This window comes from Desulfobulbus oligotrophicus (genome assembly GCF_016446285.1).
In the GTDB taxonomy this organism is placed as follows: domain Bacteria; phylum Desulfobacterota; class Desulfobulbia; order Desulfobulbales; family Desulfobulbaceae; genus Desulfobulbus; species Desulfobulbus oligotrophicus.
On the sequence record NZ_CP054140.1, the window covers coordinates 370,636 to 385,215 of the forward strand.

Consider the following 14,580-nt stretch of genomic DNA (forward strand, 5'->3'; position numbering starts at 1 on the left):
CTATTTTCTTTTATGAATTTCCACTACAACTCCGGGTTTTCCTTCACCCGGAGTTAATTTGTTCTCTGGTGGCGCCTGAAAGTACCCTTCAGAAGTCGGTCGATTCCCCTGGCTGTCCACCACTCCTTTGAACACCTTGCCGATTCCCTCGGTGGCCATCCCTTTCATATCGGTGCGGATTCGACCTTGTCCAGACTCTTCATGTCGATTGACACTCCGCAGATTATCAGCATTAGTAATGGTTCGCGTCCCGTCCGGTTTTTGTAACGGGAGGGGACTTTCGGGAGGCTGAAGACTTCCCTCGGTAATGCCGGCAGTGTTGGAGCGAACTGATCCGGCCGTCTGATCGACATAACTCTTCATCAACCCCTGATCATGGATTCGATTCCGGGTGTTGTGGATGGTTCCTTGCACCTCTGCTTGGGTACTGCCCCAGCCGTATCCGTGCCCGCTGACAAAGCCACTGACAATATCACGCATATTGTTGACACCGGCTGGACCGTGTTGGGTAACATAGCTGTTGAAATCGCTGATGGTTTTGCGGATCGTCTCAGGGGTTTCCTCGCCATACCGCTCTCGGGCGTAATTCTTCACCAGTGCCGTGGTCAGATCTGCACCATAGGACTCCTGCGATCTGCTGATTGACCGGGCCTCATCAATGATAGAATAGGCTTCTGTGGCTCCAATACGTTTGGCAACATTGGCCAGGTAATCCAACCCACGGCCATCGCTGAATGTCTGAGCGACTGCTTCAGAGCGCACTTTGGCTTCGTCTCGGGAAAAGGCTTTGGCAGTGTCTTCGGAAACTTGAAAGCTCACCCGTTCTCCATCACCTCCTACTACTGATAATTGGCCATTCGCACCCATGCTGGCACCAACGATTCTTCCTCCTGCGCCCAGCATCCCTTGCAGTTGAGTTCTCTGTATTTCATCTAATGAGTGGATAAAACTCGATTGATCATTAAAGGCCCGCTTCCAACTGTTGTGGAGTGCGTTATTGAGCGTGTCGGAGTAACTTCTGTTTTCTCCGCCGGAAAGGCTATCCCTTTGCACCTGCTGCCAGAGCATTCCCCAGTTGCTGTCGCTCCCCATAGTCTTGGCAGCTCCGGCCACCTTCTGCTGCACTGCCATGGCTCCGACCTTGACCGGATCAAGGCCATGAATTGAGGCTTGAGTGGTGGTTCTGATTCCATCACTATCCACCACGTAAGAGGCCTTGCCGGCTGCAAGGATGTCGTCCTGGGTACCGGTGCCACCTGGACCAAGGGTGACGACACTGGAAGAACCGTCCGGGTTGACTGATTCAGAGCGCATCCGGGTCGCAGTGCCATCCGGCCCGGTGGAGACGGTCACCGGTCCGGAGGCGGTGCCGACACTTTGGTTGGCCGAGGCCATCATGGTGGCGAAGTCACCCTGTGAGGTCATGGGTGGAATTTGCCCTGATTTTTGTAAACTCCTGCGGGCATTCATGGCTGCGGTATTCCCGCCCACCGATTTGTGCAGGCTCCAGGATTCAGCGGCAGCCAAGTTGGCGAACCGATGCTCGGCCATCCCGTCCAACAGGCCGGCAGCCTTGGTTTGTTGACGCATGGCGGATGAAAGCCCATCCGGGGTCAACAAGGCTCCGGCATGACTGCCGGCTCCCTGGACAAGACTGCTCAAGTTGCCGGCCAACATGGCCAGGGCATGGCCACCGAAGCGGATCAGCATCATCGAGAACAGGCTCGCCAGCATGATGCCGGCGGAGCGGATGACTCCAAACATAGCCAGCATCTTGGTGGAAACCGAAGGCAGGGCCGCCATGGCATAGACGCCGAGATTCGATTGCCGGACCTCCTCGAAGTTGCGGGCGGCATAATCCATGGCCGCGCCATGGATTACCGCATCGGTCACGCCCCAGGTGGAGAGAAAGACAAAAAAGCCGAGCATCACCGAGGCCGCCTTGCCGACAATCGGGGTGGGAAGAAAAAGCACCAAAAAGGGAATCACCCCAATGGCAATGGCGGTCATCACCGCCCGGATGATTGGTATCCACTCGTTCATGGTCAGACCGATCCCCAGCCCGGAGGTGGTGATCTTACGGTCGCTCTCCATCAGCATCGAGGTCTCGACATCATCCTGGAAGTAGAAGTTGTAGAGGATCTCGGCAATCTGCCGCTGCTGGATGATCCGCTCCGGCGTCACTGCTGTGCCGGTGGTGAAGTTGAGGGTATTTGAGATCTGGTTGCGGCAGGTGGCCAACTCGGTGGCGCTGCTTGGATCGTAGTAGGACTTGCTGCACACCTTGCGGATCGACTCGCTGTAGTTGGCGGCGGTGGCATAGATCGGCTGCAAGTTGGTCCAGGCCTGGGTACAGCTCATGGCGGTGCCGGCCGGACTCGCGGCATCGTAGTAGACGGTGTAGACCGATGGATTAACCGCCTGGGCGAGATTGACCAGGAAATCGGTGCTGATGTTGCGCAGATCATCCAGGGACAGGGTGGTGCCCGGCCGCATCAGCTCGAAGGTGACACAGTCCTTGACGTAGCGGATCATGGAGGTGCGGGCATAGTTGTCCTTGGGCGAGGAACCCTTGACCGACTCCAGGGTCTTGAATCCAATGCCGCCTGCGGTCTGAGTATAGGCAGCATCCGGAGCCGCCGAAGTATCGATGATGTCCACCAGGCCACGCTCGATCAGGTTGAGGGTGCCTGCAGTGAAGACGATGGCATCCGGGATATCGCCCACCGTCTGGAACCGGTTGAGCACTGGATCATAAACGGTGATGTTGCCCTTAGGCACAAAGACGGCCAGGTAGACGATGGCCCCGAATACCACCGGCACGGTCCAGGTCAGCGGGATGATCCGGGCGCCGGTGGTGGCTCGGGCAATCCAGGCCGCTGCCCCGGCCATGATACCGATGACGGTCATCACAAAGATGAGCCCCTGATAACCGGCATCGCTGAAGATCAGGGCAATGCGGATGAATGCCTGAACAATGGGGTTGAATCCCCCGTAGGTGTAATACTCCATATCCAGGGCCAGGGCAGACCCGGCCGAAAGGAGAATAGCGCTCAAGGCCAGAGGGAACAAACCCCACTTCGTCATGTTTTTCCTGTTCATCACAACTGCATCCTCGCGGCCAGGTCCTTGCCGTAGCGTCGGGTGATCTCGGCGGCCATCTGGATCTCCATCCGCTGCATGTGGTTGAGATAGGCAACCGTGGTGTTCATCTCGTTGGCGGCCGCGACATAACTGGTCTTGGCCGACTCCTTGAGCGCACGAATCCGGGTCAGCATGGCAGTGATACTCTGGTCGGCATGCTCGGCAAAGAGCACAGCCGCACACTTCTCCGGTCCCTGACCGGTGGAGGGACCGGCCTTCTTCTCCAACACCTCCTTGGCTTTGGCGGCAATGGATTCACCCCGGAGGTAGAGATCAGAGAGCATCTGCAGGCTGTAGGCCTTGGCAGTGATATCCGCCAAACCGGGAATGATCGATTCCCTGGTGTTAGTCCCCACCGCTGTCTTGAGGATTGGCAGGGCGGAAAGAGGGTTGGACTCAAGAAAGGTCTGCTCGGCGGTGGTGAGCGTGCCCTTGTTTTCCACCTTATCGGCAATGCTGTTCAGGGTAGTGCTGATATAGGCGACCAGGTCCCGGTTGGCATCGCTGATCCGGCTGCAGGCGCCGGTCATACTCTTGATATAGACCGCGCCTTCGGTGAAGGCCTTGATGTCATCCGGGTTGTTCTGCGGGCAAGGCGGAATGGCCGAGATGCGGTAGGCATTGGCAGGGCCTTCCAACTGCACATCACCCACCAGTCCCCGAATCAGATCAATATGGCTGGATGGGATACTCATCTTTGATCCGACATTGGCCAGTAGCGAGCCACCGACAAGGAAGATGTTGGTCATGTCGGCATTACAGCCGCTGGTCACAGCTGCCACGTCAGCCGACTGGGGCTGATTATTGTTGGCCCGGTCCTGTTTGGTAAGGATATCCCACATCTCGGCGGTACCGCTGACCAGCTTGTTCTCCTTGATGGCGGTACCGAGTTTCTCCCGCATCACCTCTGAGGAGTGAAAGCCGTTTTCATTGGCCACGATCCCCACCAGCTCCTTGGAGGCGGAACACTCATCCAACTGCATGGAGTTGAGTTTATCGGCCAGGGCTTCGAAGTTTTTGATAGTATTGGAGCACTGCTCGCAGAGGGTCTTCAGGGCCAGGTCAAAGGCTACCGCCGGGGCCCCCGAGAGGATGGCTTGGAGTTTATTGACCAGGTAATCGGTGTTCATGAAGCTGAAACCGCCCATGAACACATCGATACCACCGCAGCCGCTCTTAATTCGGGGCACCTCTACGGTGACCGGATATTCGGCGGTGCTGTGCCAGCGGCCCGAGAAGCTGCCACCGGAGTAATAGCCGCGTTGCTGGCCACTGAAGTAGTTGGGCGTGCTGCCGGCATGCTGCTGCAGCCAGTCGTCGACCCAGCCGGCCTGCGCCGTTTGGGCGGAGATGGTCATGGCGACAATGGCGGAAAGGAATGCTGTTTTCATGGTGAGGGCCTCGTAGGTGACTGGTTGATTAGGCCGTTAGCCTGCCAGGGTGTCTGGATCTTCAGGATCGAGGTTGGATCCAGGGCGCTGCCCTTCTGGAAATCATAGGTGGTGAACGACTCCATGGAGGTGTCCCCCCGCATGGAGCGAATTGCCTGATAGAGGTTACGCTCGATCTCCGGCAGGGTGGCTACACCGGTGGCGATCCGCATCGAGGCCTCCCTGTCCTGCCTGATCAGCAACAAGGTCGGCGTGGTGGTGATGTTGAAGCGCAGAGCGATATCGGGTTCGCGCTCAATAACCATCGGTTTGACCTGCCAGCCGTATTTGTCGACAAAGTAGGTCAGGATCTGGGCCTGTTTCTCACAGAAGCCGCAGCCGGCTGCGGCAAAGAACAGCAGTGCATGATTTTTCCCAGCTTCACGGATCGTTCCCGCGATTTCCTCCTGCTGCATCTGTACCCGGGCCAGAGTGCCTGGGCTGGAGGTAGGATAGACCTGATTGATGTTGAACAGGTCGGCACGTTTCTGGGTGACATACTGGGCGGCATTGGCGTAGGCCAGGGCCTTGCGCCGGGCAATATCCTGGATGGAGAGATACTCAAGGATGTTCTGTTCGGTCGGGTACTGGACCGCCTTTTTCTGCAGGCCGTTCAGCAACTGCTGAAAATCATCCGGATGCATGTTCCACAGGGTTTCCGTGGAATAGTGGGCCAGGGACACCTCACGAGATAAAGGGGCGGCCTTGGACTCAGTTGCTGGTATCTCCCGCTCCCCCTCCTCAACAACAGGAGTTGGATCCTCATACCAGAACCAGCCGTGCTTGCTCTCCTGGTAGAAGCTGTTGGTCGCCGAGGGCGCGGTGATCCCGGCCCAGACCGGCGTGGCCAGCAGCGCCAGGCATAACCCAACACTACCAAAGCGGTAGCGCTTGATGGCTGATCTCGTGAACATCAATGAACCCATAGTATTTGCTGTCATAACTGCGGGGATGAGTGCCAACCATGAACAGTTTGTCTGCCGGGACCGGACCGTTGAAGAAGAATCGGGGCAAGGGCCTGCCCTTACTATCCGTTTCCAATGCCTGCCCCAATAGCCTGCCATTGCAGAAAAAATGGTGGGTTTCGTCGGTGGTCAGTTGATCGCCTGGAAGACAGCCGACCTTCTTGAGCATCTGGTCATGATCTGCACGTAGTCCTGACTGCACCTGCGAGAGATCCTGGCGACCGAAGACCAGGTAATCGCCCAGTTCCACCTTGGCGGGTGCAGGGAGCAGAAAGAAAACCCGATGATTGAGCGAACCACTGGTGGCCACGGTAATGCGGCCGGGCAACCAGGAGCCGGCAAGGATGAAGGCGAGAAAGACGATCGCTACAGTCTGTTCCCGCCGGTTCAATCGCCACCATGGTCTACTTGAGCTTGATTTCAGTATCCGGATCATGATGGAGCACCACATCCTTGAGGATGATCAGGTGATGAGGAGGTTGCTCCTGGAACACCTGTTCCAGTGTGTCGAGATTTCGTTTCCACTGCTCTTCGGTGATGGTCCCAGCAGCGAGCAAGGTCTTCTGTTCCTGCAGGTAGCCTTTCAAATCTGCTACCTTTACCTTGGGCACCAGGAACCGGTCGTAGGCAAAGAGCACTCCCAGAACGATGACCAGGACGATGCCGATTACCTCCAAGTAGCCGGGGGAAGCCATCACTCTGCTTTCTTTGTCTTGCACTTCGATCGATTCGTTCACTGGCCACCTCGCAATCGGGCACTGATGCCGGCAAGCGCGGGACTGTTCGCCGCCTTGCCGACCTTTTCCAACAGGTAAGCCAGCTCAGTCTCTCCTTGGATCGACCAGGAGTCCTGACCGTTGTCATAGACCAGCACCGGCACTTCGTTGATGTTGTACCTTGCAAACAACTCCGGGTTGACCTTGAACGGCACTGCCAGTCGCCGGCAGGGAGCATCGGGAGTATCCCGGCATTCCGGTGCAGCCTGCATCACCCGGCTGAAATAGTCGGCATTGAGGCGTTTGCCTGCCAATCCCTGCGGCAGGCCAAACAGGAGCGGCACAATCCGTTGTTCAGCAGTTCGATTCACATCAATCAAGTACCGGTTCACCGTCGCCTCGGGCAGCGAACTGGAAAGGAAGAGATAGACCGACTCCTGAGCGGAAAGTGCCCCTTGCACCTGCACTGTCCTTGCCTGTTCCTGTGGTGTCCCGCTGTGTTGAATCCTTTCCATCTGGCAGCCCAACTGCTCCCGAAACGCAGGTGCGTTCAACTTTTCCACTGTTTGTCGAGCTGCTTCCTGTCCCTTGTCGTTATGAGCATTCTCAGGCAGGTGCATGGTCTCACTGAGTTTACGGGCCTTCTCGACCGCCTTCTCCACCACTTCTCCGGCTTCCTTGCGTTCTTCTGCCAAAACGCCCTGAAAAAGGGTGATGATCAACGCCACCGCCGGCAGCCTCCAACTCACTCGCAGCATGTGCAGCACCGTTGTTTGCGGTAAACCACCCAGAGAAACTCGTCATTGGAACCCAGGGCCCCCATATAGGGCGGATTGAGTCCGGAGTCATAGGTAGAGGTCGCCCGGCCGATAGGATACACGCCTCGAATGCCGGGCCGGGCTACGTTCATCTTGTAATGGCTCTTGATCCAGACCGGGGTATGCATGCAGCCACATTGCGGATAGGGATCACAGAGCATGCCGATGCGATTGAGCTTATAGAGCATCCGGTAGGCGGCGGTGGCATTGGCCTGAACGATGTTGTCGTTGTCGACATGGCCGGTCATGGGATAGGCCGAACCGCCGCTGCCGACGCACCAGGGCATGGCATCCAGCGGCCAGCCGGCATTGGCAGCGATGGCATCGGCCATACAGGCCATGACCACGGCCTTGTTGGCATAGAGTGAAACCTCGGGAGTGAGCAAGGTGGCCAACTCATCATTTTGCCACATAGGGTCATATTCGCTCCACCAGGTGCCGTAATCGTTGCGGGCACAAATCCAGGGCATCAGAGGGAGAAGGAAGGCGTGCGACTGGGCAAAGGTCGATTCGTTGGCTATATCAACCGCATCAGAGCTTTTGTTCTTGCCTCCAAGTTCATCGAGCGGAGATCCACCGACCGAGGTTCCTAATGTGGCTGAATAGAAGGCGACCGAGGAGGTGTCCATAAGAAGAAACGGCTCCCAGTAGCTGACAATCAGGCCAACCTCGACGCCCCAAACTCTGGGACAGAAGCAGACGCTCTCGATGGTGAAGTCAATCTCGGACCAATGGATGTCGGTGATCGGGTTGAAGGGAGTCCCCGACTTGGCCAAGGACTGTAATGGGGCCAGGAGAAGGCAGAGCACCAAAAATCTGCTAACGCTGTGTTGCAAGGCGCACCTCCCGAACGGTCAGCTTGTTGTCCTGCTCGACCACCACAGAAGGTGCGGCCTTGAGCTGGAGCCGGGCGGCAATATCGTGGGTCAGGTAATAGACCGGCCGCTTCAACTCTTGTTTCACCTCATTCGCATACCCACCGGAAAGCAAAAGAATGGCCCGGTGATTCTGAAAATAGGGAGAACCCCTAAACCACTCGACCTGTCCGGGATCACTGCCGTCGATGACCACCAGCCCACCGCTCAGCCCAGCATACTGCAAGGGGTTGAAGGTGAAGCCTTGGGGATAGAGCAGGTTGCCCTGGCTATCCTTGATGTCACGATCCAGGGTATGGGTCAGATCGACGGTGAATACCCGGTCGCCTGCTGCCCGAGGCAATGGGTGCAGGTTAGCCGGTTGATAGCGGTTGTGGGTGTTGAATAAGGCATCAAGGTCGATGCCGGTCGCCATTTGCTTAAACTCTTCCCGGATATCCCGCTCGACTATGGGATAGGTTTTTCCTACAGTCTCCAGCTGGGTGTGAGCTGCCAAGACCTGCGGGCCACAGGTGATGATCCACAGGATCGGGACAAGTTTAGAGTGCATCCTGCTCCCTCCGGGCTACCATCTCCAGGATGGCTTCGTGATAGCTGAGGCCGCTTTTGACCATGGCCTCGATGGCAGCAATCTCGGCGGGCTTGGAGGTGTAGATGAAGTAGTCGTAATTGTTGACCACCAGTCGGACCACACCGAGACCAAAGGGGGTATCGAAAAAGATCTCTGAGTATTTGGGTGGGTTGGATTTAACGCTTTTCAGTAACTGGAGGACAAAGTCGTCATGCTCGATCAATCCCTGCTTGCGGGCCTGGTCGAAATCCGAGGATTCGAGGTAGATCTTGAAGGCCGAGTTACCGTTGATTACCCGGCCCACCTCACCGAAATTGTCGAGATCAAGGATGGACTGGGTAATGATCATGAAGCTGCCGTTGTACTTGCGAGCACGCCGGTACCCCTCGTTGATCACCGGGCCAAGCATGGCTGCCTTGCCCATAAACTGCCAGGCCTCGTCAAAGATGATCAGCCGGGAGCGGGAGCGGTCGGAAAGATAGAGATCCTGGGTGACGGCGTTGAGTACCAACAGGGTGACCACGCGGTAGAGATCGGGCTGAATCTTGAGGTTCTCCAATTCCAGGACCACAAAGGCATCGCGGTGGATGTCAAAGGTTGAGGGACCGGTGAAGAACTTGCCGTGGAAGCCGTGGCTGGTGAACTCGCGGATATTGAAGGCCAGCTTCCTGGCCACCTCAACCAGGGCCGGGTTATCACTCATCGAGTCGAAATCAGCCGCCGGCACCTCAGGGAACTTGGTCAGGAATTCATAGACCGTATCGGCCTCGGCCCCTTGTCCTTTCTGCTGCCAGGCCCAGCGAACCGCATTGCGGATCATGTTCAACTCGGTGTCATCGCATTTGTTGGTATCCGAGTTGGAGTAGGCCATCTGGGCAAAGACAGCGGTCACTGACTTGAGTTCCTCCTCCGGTTCCTGGATGGAGGTGAAGGGGTTGAGGCAGACCGTGGTTCCCGGCTGGAAGTCGAGATAGCGGATACCGAGCATGTTGGCGATTTTCTTGTAGGATCCGCCGATGTCGATGATCCGCACCAGAGAGCCACAAGCGTAGTAATTGAACGCCAGGAAGTTGACCAGGAAGGACTTGCCCGATCCGGTGGTGGCACAACAGACGGTGTTGTGGTTAGGCGCTCCCTTGGCAAAGAAGTCCAGGCTGACCAGTTGGCCCTTGCGGCCGGTGAAGATCAGCTTGGGCACCCCGCCGGTGCCGGCAAAGTCGCCCTGGACCGGTAAGAGTGGAGTCACCGAAGGCACCGGGGCGATAAAATCCCGCTCCAGGTTGTCGACGTTTTTGCCGGTAGTGTAGAGACCAAAGGGTAAGGCCGAGAGAAAAAGAATCTTGAGGATGAAAGAATCCTGCTGCATGACATAGCCGTTGTCCTCCCAGATCCTTCTGGCCCGGGTGCAGGACTCGCGAGCCCCTTCCAGATCCCGGTCCCAGACCAGGAGAATGGGGATGATGCGAACGAACTTGACTCCATGCTCCAGGGCATCGGTCGCCTCCAGGTGCTCTTCCTGCTTTCTCCGAAGTAGTGGAGAGAGCGAGCCCACCGCCTGTTGATTGAGGAGCAGGTTGCACTTAGCGTGGATCCTGGTCTCCAGACCCTGCTCAAAAAGGATATTGAGGGTGTAAAGGAAGCCGGTCTTGATCTGATCCATATCCGAAACCAGACCCCAGATACCGCCAAAGAGCGTATTGGTCTGCAAGGGATCGACCTCGGTGGGGATGATCTTAGGGGTGGTGCAGCAGAAAAAGTTATCCCCCACCTGAAGATGGTCACCTGCTTCCCGAACCACGGTATCGGCGTTCAGGATCTGTTTGCGCAGGGGGATAGTGTCGTTGTAAGCGGTAAAGTTGTGCTCCGGATATTCAGTCGGATAATGGTTGAACAATCGCCGCGCCCATTCAAGCAGGTCGCCCGGCTGCAGAGAGCGCGGAGACAGCAGCGCCGCCTTCAAGGTTTCGTTGATCTGCCGCTTGATGTCCTGGAGGGGTTTGGCTCTCTCCCGGTCGATGAAGTCCTCGGGATTCGGCGCCTCCGGCATATCGCCGGGTAGCTTGACCGCCACGAACAGACGGAAGTTGCGCACCGGGATGTTGGAGCAGGCGGCCAGTCCGCGCCGTCCCTGTTCCATGAAGTCGACAATCTGATCGGTGCTGGTGCGGACAATGATGTCCGTCACCGTTCTGCTCTCGCGGTAGCTGGAGAGGATCGGGGCAATATGGGAATCCGCATGGAGGATCAGTTGAAGCACACTCCCCTTAGGTAAGCCGGCCCGAAACAACCCCTCCAATGAGGTCAGGGCCTTGGGGCCGGCAAAGGTCAGGGGTGTGCATTCCCAGAGCATGCCCAGGCTGCAATCCTGGTTGAGGTAGATATCGAGGTCGTAGTCGTAGGCCAGATAGTTCAGGTAGGCGGAGAACGGATGCCGGCTGGTCATCCGCTCAAGGTCCGCCTGCTTGAGGTAGGCACCAGAATTAAAACAGATCTTTTCCAGCAGAGAGATCATGGCTTCTTCTCGCTGACCTCGGTCAGCACCCACTGGGAGGGTTCAATCTCCAGGTAGGCGTACCGGGTCATGAACAGTTCGTTGTTTTCCCCTTTATAGGGGAGCAGCAATACCCGGAGGATCTTGGGCGGATTGAGCACCGGGGTTTCGGGAGCTTCCAGCAGATCGGTAAGCGCTTTGTAACGGCTGTTCTGGGCCTCGACTTGAGAGGTGTTTGATGCTGCCTCGCCCTCTTGACCGTCAGGAAGCCGGGCTTCTTTGTAAGCGGTCGGCGTATCCAGGCACTTGCCGTCACTATCCTTGGCCTTGCACCGAAAGTTCTCTTCATAGGGGTTCACCGCATCCTTGACCCCGGCACAGCCCGAGACTAGGGCAAGTACGGCGAGGCAAGCAAGTATTCGTCTCATGGCTGCTCCTTTTTTACTGTTGCGCAAACTCATTGTTCTTGATGTCCCTGATCGTAAGCTCCTTACCCTCGGAGATGATGACCGTGATCTTCTTGGCTGCACTGACCTCGATCACCGGGGTGGTCTGCTTGACCAGTTCGAGGTAGAAGTCGCTCATGGTCTGGGCACCTTGGGAAAGACCTGTTCCCAGGGCGGACTTGCCGACCTGGGAACCGTCGATGGTGGAGGTGGATCCCAAAGCCGAGGTCGAGGTAGTGGTGGTCGAGGCCTTGAGGGCATCGCCGGCGCCTTCAAACAGACCGGCGACAATGGCCCGGACCGTGGCCGCGCCCATGCGCGAGACCACCCGGCCGGAGAGTCCCACCTTGGAATCCGCATCAGTGACAAAACCCTTGACCTGGGTATCGATCACCGCCTTGCCCTCGTTGCTCAAGCAGGAAAGCGAGACCAGCCGTACATCGGCTCGTTCCTTGTCGAGTCGGCCCACCGCCTCGGCCACGACAAAGCAGCCGGAGAGTTCAGCCTTGATGTCATTGGGCAGGACCGCTGGTGTTTTGATGCGCAGCAGCAGCGGCTCCGGACTGTTCTTGCTGGTGCCAGAGGTAGCCGCGTCAAAGCCGGTCAGCAGGTTGGCCTCCATGAATGAGGGCGGCAAATAGACCGTGCGGCCCTTCTTCTTCGTATCCCCTTTGGGCAGGCTATCGTTCTTGACCACCGTGATCTTGCCGATCCGCTTTTTCTCTTTTGGGGCCCCGGCAGATGCGAAATGAGGTCCCTCTTCATCTCCAATCGCCAGCGGTTGCATGGGAGGTGGGAAGGCAGCTTTGCCGCGTTCGATCTCATCGACTTCGGGTATCTTGGGCAACTCTTTTTCCTGAGCAGGTTTCTGATTGCTCCTTTCAGTCGCTTCCAATTCCTTCCGGCCCCGCTCCAGCTCCCGCTGCATGGTGGAGACATGTCCTTCAAGCTCTTCCAGTTTGCGGCGATACTCGCGGACAATGGTCTTCTCCATCAGATCCGGTTCAAGCCGGGTATTCTGGACACGTTCGCCACTCTGTCCTGGTTGATGGGTCGATCTGGAGCTGTAGCCGGTCACCACAATTACCAGGAGGACAGCCCCTATCAGCGACCAGATAACGATCTTCTTGCGTGCCGCTGTGAGCCGATTGAACCGTTCCTTGATCTTCATCGTTCAAATCCGGCATCCAGAGTGGTCATGGTTGCGACAGGTAGATCCTTGCGCTCCACCACAAAGACCCGGGTCGACTGCTTGGGTTTGAGGGTGTGCTGTTCGATGGCCACCGCCAGGATCGGGTTGCCGACAGCTGCGGAAAGGAAGGTCTTTTCGGCCAGTTCCAGATCCATGCCTAGCCGCGAGGTGGCCTTGAAGGCTTTGAGCTGCAAGCCGACGCCTTCGATTTCAACCACTTGTTGCTGGACCAAGTCGAGATCCGGGCAGAGGTAAACCGGTTGTTTTTTGTCGATCACCTGATAGCTCGAAGGAAAAACCCCGTCGTAGGCCTCTTTGATCAGTTGCAGAGCCTGTTTTTCCAGGGGCATGTTCTTATAGCGGGTGATGTTCTTCTCCACGGTCTCGCTCTTAGGCAGGGCAAGCCGGACCGTGACTGCGTTGATTTCAGCCGGGACACCGATGATGGTGAAAACCGAACCGTTGCAGACCGCATAAATCTCGCTGGGCTCATTGTTGTACTTCAGCTTGCCGCCCACCTCCTCGGCAGTAAATTTGATGAAGGCATTGTTGCCGGAGAAATGGCCGGTCAGCCCCTTCTCTTCTGAGAAGATCAGATCGCTCATCTGCCCGGGACAGACGATGCGGTTGATCTCCCGGGCCGAAAGTTCCACCATGGTGGGGACCTCGGCGGGAACTCCCTCGCCGGCCACAGCATGGTCGGTGTTTAGCAACAAGCAGCAGATGGAAAAGCACAGTATCTTCATTTTTCACTCCTCTCTTCTCCGGATTTTTCCTTCTCCTTGAAGGACAGTAGGGAGAAACGGCCGTCCCTGATCTGATAGTCAAGGAAATAGGTCCGGGTGGTGTTTTCCAGTCGGGTATTACCGGTGTACTGCTTCAGGTCGCCAAACACCTCTATGCGGTTGTCTTTCATGCTTAGGGTCTGAGGATAAAACACCGAACTGACCTGAGACTCCTCGATCCGCCCAGCCAGCGAATACCAGAGGATGGAAGCCTCGGGGTAGGATTCGGGCGCGTAGTAGACCAACAACTCGTTGAACTGCTTGCGTGCCGTGCTCGGTGAGTAGGTGGTGGCCAGAGAAAGGATCCGCCGGCCGATGTCCTGGATGTAGGCCTCGGTCGGCTTGCCCTGGACGAACTCCACCGTGCCGGTCATCTGCGGCGGTATAAGGATCACCTTCTGATAGCGTACCGCCCGGTAGGCCATGAAGGAGGTGAACATCAGGCAAACCGCCAGAACGATCACCACAAACTGGAGCAACCGGTTACGGGCAAAGAGGTTACTGCTCTGTTGCACATAGGTGTTGAGTTTCACTCGTGGAACTCCTGTTCAAAGTAACCGGGATAGTTTTTCATTTGCAGCAAGGCGCAGGCATAAAGCAGGTGCTTGAGAAACCCCCGTGGTTTGCTCCGTTTGGTACGGATGTAGCCGTACTGGACACCTACAAAGACAAGCCAGGCCAGACCGCCATAGATCAGGGCAACGGTGAGGGTAAATAAAAAAATAGCCAGCTCATCGACTTCAAACCACAACACCTGGAAGGGTCGGGACAGATACTGGGGGAATTTGCGGGATGAGCCGGCCATGTTCCCCTCAGCTGATCAAAGCGCCGATGGTCTCGACTACGGTGTTGGCCCGGAGCAGGAAAGCCCCGCCCAACACCACGCCGGCCGCCGGCAGGATCATCTGCCGGATGGCCAGAATCGCAGCCACGCACATACAGGCCACTCCGCCGGTGAAGCCCACCGGGCCCAGCAGGATCTGGTTGACCCCGATATCGTAGAGGTCATAGGCAAAGGAGCCGGTTGCCGGTACGGTCATGGCCAAAACGTTGCCCGCCTGGAACAGGGTGAGCAGCACGGCGCCCATCCAGGTGGTCATGTTCAAACGTTTGCGGAAGTATTGCAGTCGGTTCATCTCGGTCTCCT

Annotated in this window: 15 protein-coding genes; all 15 read right to left on the bottom strand. The window is 57.0% G+C overall.

The annotated features are described in order from the left end of the window. Genes HP555_RS01665 through HP555_RS01735 form a run of 15 tightly spaced genes read right to left on the bottom strand, consistent with a single transcriptional unit; the run spans nt 1 to nt 14,569 of the window. Nucleotides 1–3,102: a conjugal transfer protein TraG N-terminal domain-containing protein gene (locus HP555_RS01665; protein ID WP_199263490.1), complete on the bottom strand. Its 3,102-nt coding sequence runs from the start codon at nt 3,100–3,102 to the stop codon at nt 1–3. Further along, the gene (locus HP555_RS01670) at nt 3,102–4,535 is read right to left on the bottom strand and encodes a conjugal transfer protein TraH (protein WP_199263491.1); all 1,434 of its coding nucleotides are present in this window, start codon (nt 4,533–4,535) and stop codon (nt 3,102–3,104) included. The genes HP555_RS01665 and HP555_RS01670 overlap by 1 nt, the downstream gene beginning before the upstream one ends. Then, nucleotides 4,532–5,500, bottom strand: a complete 969-nt coding sequence (locus HP555_RS01675) for a conjugal transfer protein TraF (RefSeq protein ID WP_199263492.1) — start codon at nt 5,498–5,500, stop codon at nt 4,532–4,534. The genes HP555_RS01670 and HP555_RS01675 overlap by 4 nt, the downstream gene beginning before the upstream one ends. After that, nucleotides 5,448–5,975 (bottom strand): S26 family signal peptidase, encoded by a 528-nt coding sequence (locus tag HP555_RS01680; RefSeq protein ID WP_199263493.1) that lies wholly within the window; start codon nt 5,973–5,975, stop codon nt 5,448–5,450. The genes HP555_RS01675 and HP555_RS01680 overlap by 53 nt, the downstream gene beginning before the upstream one ends. Next, nucleotides 5,944–6,276, bottom strand: a complete 333-nt coding sequence (locus HP555_RS01685; protein WP_199263494.1) for a hypothetical protein — start codon at nt 6,274–6,276, stop codon at nt 5,944–5,946. The genes HP555_RS01680 and HP555_RS01685 overlap by 32 nt, the downstream gene beginning before the upstream one ends. Continuing rightward, complete coding sequence (locus HP555_RS01690; protein WP_199263495.1) at nt 6,273–7,013, bottom strand: TrbC family F-type conjugative pilus assembly protein; 741 nt, start codon at nt 7,011–7,013, stop codon at nt 6,273–6,275. Before HP555_RS01690 ends, HP555_RS01685 begins: the two co-directional genes overlap by 4 nt. Beyond that, nucleotides 7,001–7,882 carry a TraU family protein gene (locus HP555_RS01695; protein ID WP_199263496.1) on the bottom strand — a complete coding sequence of 294 codons (882 nt, stop codon included), beginning with the start codon at nt 7,880–7,882 and terminating at the stop codon, nt 7,001–7,003. The genes HP555_RS01690 and HP555_RS01695 overlap by 13 nt, the downstream gene beginning before the upstream one ends. Before the next feature lie 10 nt (nt 7,883–7,892). Next, a complete protein-coding gene (locus tag HP555_RS01700) occupies nt 7,893–8,498 on the bottom strand; it encodes a hypothetical protein (RefSeq protein ID WP_199263497.1) in 606 nt (201 codons plus the stop codon). Then, nucleotides 8,488–11,031 (bottom strand): TraC family protein, encoded by a 2,544-nt coding sequence (locus HP555_RS01705; protein ID WP_199263498.1) that lies wholly within the window; start codon nt 11,029–11,031, stop codon nt 8,488–8,490. Before HP555_RS01705 ends, HP555_RS01700 begins: the two co-directional genes overlap by 11 nt. Next, nucleotides 11,028–11,438, bottom strand: coding sequence for a TraV family lipoprotein (locus tag HP555_RS01710; protein WP_199263499.1), 411 nt, complete (start codon nt 11,436–11,438; stop codon nt 11,028–11,030). The genes HP555_RS01705 and HP555_RS01710 overlap by 4 nt, the downstream gene beginning before the upstream one ends. A gap of 13 nt (nt 11,439–11,451) precedes the next feature. Next, nucleotides 11,452–12,627, bottom strand: a complete 1,176-nt coding sequence (locus HP555_RS01715; RefSeq protein ID WP_199263500.1) for a TraB/VirB10 family protein — start codon at nt 12,625–12,627, stop codon at nt 11,452–11,454. Beyond that, nucleotides 12,624–13,394 (bottom strand): TraK domain-containing protein, encoded by a 771-nt coding sequence (locus HP555_RS01720; RefSeq protein ID WP_199263501.1) that lies wholly within the window; start codon nt 13,392–13,394, stop codon nt 12,624–12,626. The genes HP555_RS01715 and HP555_RS01720 overlap by 4 nt, the downstream gene beginning before the upstream one ends. Beyond that, the gene (locus HP555_RS01725; RefSeq protein WP_199263502.1) at nt 13,391–13,966 is read right to left on the bottom strand and encodes a type IV conjugative transfer system protein TraE; all 576 of its coding nucleotides are present in this window, start codon (nt 13,964–13,966) and stop codon (nt 13,391–13,393) included. Before HP555_RS01725 ends, HP555_RS01720 begins: the two co-directional genes overlap by 4 nt. Continuing rightward, a complete protein-coding gene (locus HP555_RS01730) occupies nt 13,963–14,238 on the bottom strand; it encodes a type IV conjugative transfer system protein TraL (RefSeq protein WP_199263503.1) in 276 nt (91 codons plus the stop codon). The genes HP555_RS01725 and HP555_RS01730 overlap by 4 nt, the downstream gene beginning before the upstream one ends. Before the next feature lie 7 nt (nt 14,239–14,245). Further along, entirely contained in the window at nt 14,246–14,569 is a 324-nt protein-coding gene (locus tag HP555_RS01735; protein WP_199263504.1) for a hypothetical protein, read from the bottom strand. Between the last annotated feature and the right edge of the window lie 11 nt (nt 14,570–14,580).